Source organism: Dolichospermum lemmermannii CS-548, assembly GCF_028330815.1.
In the GTDB taxonomy this organism is placed as follows: domain Bacteria; phylum Cyanobacteriota; class Cyanobacteriia; order Cyanobacteriales; family Nostocaceae; genus Dolichospermum; species Dolichospermum lemmermannii.
On record NZ_JAQMTJ010000138.1, the window covers coordinates 1 to 4,892 of the forward strand.

The following is a 4,892-nucleotide window of genomic DNA, read 5'->3' on the forward strand; positions in this document are numbered from 1 at the left end:
CTGATGGAGAATATCAGATAGGCTCTTGGGATGGAACAGATCATAAAACCATCTATAAAATTCCCACAGAAGATCAAGGGCAATGGGTGCATTTAGCGGGAGTTTATGATGGAACAAATTGGATATTATATCGGAATGGAAGCCAAGTTAGCATAACTTCAGATACTAAAGGTGCGGTTTCAGTTAATAATAATTGGGCAATTGGATCTAGAGGTACTACAGGTAGCGAAAGCGAAAGATTTTTTGCTGGACAAATAGATGAAGTTCGGATTTGGAATGTGGCACGTAGCCAAACAGATATCCAATCCAACAAAGATAAGACTCTCAATGGCAATGAAACAAACTTAGTGGCTTACTATCAAGCTAACGAAGGAACAGGAACTACTTTAACTAATAAGGTCAATTCACTAAGCAACGGACAACTTCAAAATGGTGTATCTTGGCAAGGCTCTCAAGGCAGCTTGATTGTTAGTGTTGATGCTTCAGATGTTAGCCGTATTAGTGTAGCAACTACTAAAGCAAAAATTACTGGAGAAACCGTCATTGTTGAATTACTCCCGGATGTAAACACAACAAATCCAACTTACACCTTGGGAGGTGAGGATGTTAATCTTAATGGCAAATTAGATTTAAGTGAAGATACTAATCTTAATGGCAAATTAGATTCAGGCGAAGACAAGAATAATAACGGTAAATTAGATTTAAGTGAAGACAAGAATACTAATAGCAAGTTAGATCCCGATGGAAATACATCAAAAGCCACCCTCAGTATTCAGGATGATGATGTCCCCGGAATCCGTATTGTAGAAGTTGGTAATCATACCGTCGTTCGAGAACGAGAAACAGCTACCTATGAAATCTCCCTTCTAAGCGAACCTACGAACGAGGTTAAGATAACCCTAACTCCAGGTGCGGAAATTGAATTTATTAATCCCATCAATCCCACTAATGTTCAGGTTGACAAAGATGTTTATAAATTTAACACAACAGGTATTTCCAATCTTAATGTTGAACTCAAAAGCCTAGTTTTCACAGATCAAGGGGATACAGTCGCCTTTGAAATTAAACTACCTCAGAAACCAACAAAAGACCAGATTGTTGAGTTATATGATGCTAATGATACTACCAAGGATTTAGCCAACACAAAACAAGTCACCTTTACCGCACAAAAATGGGATGGAATTCAACAAGCTAATATTGATGGTAATTGGCAAGAATTTCAACAAGTTGTCATATCAAATCTTAATAAAGGTGCAAATGGTAACTATGCTATCAAGGCAGTTATTAAAGATAGAGGTGCAACATCAGGAACAGAGATCAATATTCCCATCACCCATACTATTGAGAAAGTAACAAAACAAACCACCACTCTAACCATCAACCCCACAGACTGGTACAAACTGCAAACTGTTACTATTCAGGGTAGTAATGATGATGTTTCCGAACCCGGAATTTATCACGCCGATTCTATTAAATATGCAGTCACCAGTGATGACAAAACCTATAAGGGGTTATTCGTCCCTGACCAAACCATTCATGTTGTAGACCGGATTATAGACTCCAAAGGAACTGCCGACGCTCTGGGAGAAGGATTAAAATCACTACAAGATAGTATGGATGATCTGAGCTTACCCTTAATTGGTAGCTTGGATGGAGTTGCACCAGATCCCATTGGTGATTTTAGTCAAGATTTAGTAAATGCGATTAGTTCAACCGAAGATCTCACCGCTTCAAAACTAAAAGAAATCATCGAAAATGTTCTCAGCAAAACATTTGGCAAAAATGCTTTTACAGTTAAGACAGAAGTAACTAGCAATGAAATCTCTGTCCTACTAGATATAAGCAAAAATTATGAACTCTTTAAAATACCTCTCTCCACAGATTTAGGGATACCAGCATTAGGCGTTGGCTTAACAACAGAAGGGGATTTGCAAGCTAACTTTAACTACAATTTCTCTCTCGGTTTTGGTTTGCATGACGATTTTGGTTTCTATATTGATACAGACAAAACCAGTTTTAAAACAGATGTTACCGTTGATTTAGATCAATTTGAAGGACAAGGCAGCTTAGGTTTCTTGAAACTAGATTTTGCCGACGATGATGAGAATCCCACCAAGCTGGCAGTTAGCTTTGAAGCTAGTTTAAATGATTTAGATAACTCTCAGGGAGTTCAATTCTTTGATGTCAATGGTAATGGACAGTTGGATAGCAGTGAACCTTTCACCAATATCAACGAGAAAGGTATTGTTGAAAGTGAATTAAAACCTGCTAGTGGTAATAAGATTGACAAGAATGAAAATGGTGTATATGACGAAAAATCTTTCATTCAAGGTGAGGGAATTTATCGTAAAACCAAAGACAATAAATACTACTTTGATGTTAATCGTAATGGAACATTAGATACTGGCGAACTTTTTACCATTGATGACAAGCAATTTGGTAAGCCATTTAAACTGGTCAAGAAAATTGTAGCCAAGAAATCTGAATATTACTATGATGACAACGGAAACGGAATAGCAGATTCAGGAGAAAAAACAAAAGTTGATAAGAAACTGGACAAAAATAATAACCTGATTTTGGATGGCGATCAGAACATCCAAGGAGAAGGAAAATTTGTCCAAGGTACGGGAATTGCTTTTCTGGATGCCAACAGTAATGGCAAACTTGATGCCAACAGTAATGGCAAACTTGATGCAACTGAAAAATATCTCAATTATAAAACAGCCTCAGTCGAATCTTCCAGCGTTCCTGGCGGAGTTTCTACTTCAACAAATACACAAACAAAACCTACTCCAAATCCTTTTAAAGAGTATACAATACCATATAAAGCTACAGCTAATTTGTTGTCAAATGACGAAAACCAAACGGTATTAGACTTTGATAATTCTTCTAACAAATTTGATCCAAATAAGTTTACTTTTGTCATTACTCATGGTTTTGAATCTACTGTTATTGGAGAAAACCCACAATTCCGAGAATTAGGTAGTTCCATCTATAATTACTTTAATTCCTTGGGGCAAAGTGTAAACGTAATTTTATGGGATTGGAGTGAAGAAGCAAGTGGTCCTTTAAACTATCAAACAAACGCTAATAAAGTAGATGAGATAGGTGATGAACTAGCTACTTTTTTACAAGCAGCAAGTATAAATCCCACCAAAACGCAACTTATTGGACATAGCTTAGGCGCTCATGTGATGGGTAATGCCGGAGAAAGATATAAGACTTTAACAGGCAATTCTATTAATAGTATTGTGGGACTAGATCCTGCTGGTCCATTATTTGAGTCTGATTTTAATCCGGCAACTTTGAGTAATGATTCTTCTAATACTCTTGATGAAATAATAAATCGCTTAGATCCTACTGATGCTACTCGCGTAGTCGCTTTACATACCAGCAATACCTTGGGTTTTGATGGTAATCTTGGAGCTTTAGACTTATTTATAAATTGGTCAGATTTAACTCAACCTGGTGCATCATTTATCACTAGTAACCATAGCTATGCCACTCAACTATATACTCAGTTGACAAAACTTGCTTCATTCTCACAAGCTGCTGGTAATAGCCAAGAAAATAACACAACTTTTGTAGGTAATACGTTAGATATTAACGATATCTATAACATTGCTCTAAAAGGCGCAGATTATGTCACAACAAAGAGTTATGGTGATCTTACGAAAGAAACTGTCGATCAACAAGGCAAAAAAATTAGCTACTATGATTTCGACAATGATAATAAATACAGCCCCAATAATGATAAACTCAGCACTGATACACAAGTCGTAAAGTTCTTAGATGATGGTAGTCGCCTCACTCTCACCGAGCTTGCCAACTTCAAAGACGACCCAGAACTCAAATTCTCAGACCTCTTCAACTACAAATTTGCCGGTGAAGCTAATCTAGGATTAAAAGCCGAAACCAGCATTAATAATGATACAAACTTTCCCTCCGTTGGCGTTGATTTAGCCGTTAACTTACCCCTATTTAACTACGGTAATCAAGACGAATCAGGAAGTAATGGCTTAAGTGTTAACTTCAATAATATTACCGTTGACTTAGGAGGATTCATTAGTGATGTTGTCAAACCTGTAATAGATACAGCAGATAAAATTATCACTCCCATCAAGCCAATCATTCAAGTTCTCAACGCCGATACGAAAATCTTTGGCTATATCGGACTCGAAAGTACCTTTGATACAGACGGAAAACCCGGAGTTTCTATTCTAGAAATTGCCAAAACCTTAAATAAACCTAAATCTAACGAAGAAACAAAAGAACAAAAAGCCCAACGAGAAAAAATAGACAAAGCAATTAAATTTGCCGACATCGTTACCAAAATTTCCGAAATAGTAGATTTACTCAATAATTCTTCTACTGGAGACGCTATTGCAATTGATTTTGGTAGTTACTCCTTAGACGACTTCAAAGCCGCTAGTAAAGACGAAGCTGATGCTGCTGCTAGTGTAAAACCTGGTAGCACTGCTGGTAGTAGTCAAAATAGTGCTAAAACAACGAGTAAGCTAAAAACAGATACAGAAAGCCAAGCTAATAAGTCTTCAAAAGATAGTTTAATTAGTAAACTAAAAAGTTTAGAGGGATTATCTTTTCCCATCCTCACATCACCAACTACCGCTATTAGTCTTCTGTTAGGAGAATCAGGGGTTGATTTAATTACCTATGACATACCTGATTTTGCCTTTGACTTTAACATTCAACAAACTTTTCCCATCTTTTCACCTATTTCTGGAATCTTAGAACCCACATTCCGCACCCCAAACTGTCACAGATCAAAAAAGCCCTTAAAGTAGTACATAATAACTAAAGCCAATTCAAAAATTAAGATGCTTAATGAGAATAAGTAGCATTAAAAGGGACGTGGTGTGATAAAGTGAAAC

1 protein-coding gene is annotated in these 4,892 nt (G+C 36.8%); it reads left to right on the forward strand.

Annotated elements, in window-relative coordinates; all coding sequences use genetic code 11:
* Positions 1-4,805: LamG-like jellyroll fold domain-containing protein (locus PN450_RS09025; protein ID WP_271836071.1), on the forward strand; the 4,805-nt coding region annotated here is incomplete at its 5' end.
* Between the last annotated feature and the right edge of the window lie 87 nt (positions 4,806-4,892).